Raw genomic sequence first — 513 nt, 5'->3', positions numbered from 1 at the left:
GCCTGACCAAAGACGGTCTGAACAACGGCGGCAACAAAATTGCCAACGTAGCCAAAGGTACGGACGACACCGACGCAGTGAACGTTGCACAGCTCAAAGCAGCCGCAGCGAAAGCGACATCCAAAGTGGACAGCGGCAACGACAACATCGTCGTCACACCTGAGCAAAATGCCGACGGCAGCACCACTTACAAAGTGGCGACCGCACCCAACCTCAAAGCCGACAGCTTCACCGCAGGCGATACCGTTGTGAACAACGACGGCGTCAAAGTCGGCGACAAAGTGGCACTGGGCAAAGACGGTCTGAAAGCAGGCGATGTCAACATCACTGCCGACGGTATCAATGCAGGCAACAAAGCCATCAGTAACGTTGCTGAAGGCAAGAAAGATACTGATGCAGTAAATGTTGGACAGTTGAACCGTCTGACCGCTGCTGCTAAGACAGAAGTCGAAGCCGGTACCAACATCGCCAGCGTGAGCAGCAAACAAGGTGCGAACGGTCAAACCGTTTACA

At 54.2% G+C, this 513-nt stretch carries 1 pseudogene; it reads left to right on the top strand.

Features of this window, described 5'->3' with window-relative positions:
- A pseudogene (locus HMPREF3050_RS06425) lies at nt 1-513 on the top strand (hypothetical protein); the annotation flags it as partial.

The organism is Neisseria sp. HMSC065D04 (assembly GCF_001815675.1).
In the GTDB taxonomy this organism is placed as follows: domain Bacteria; phylum Pseudomonadota; class Gammaproteobacteria; order Burkholderiales; family Neisseriaceae; genus Neisseria.
The sequence above is the reverse complement of the archived record's forward strand: the minus strand, read 5'-3'. Positions and strand labels throughout refer to the sequence as shown.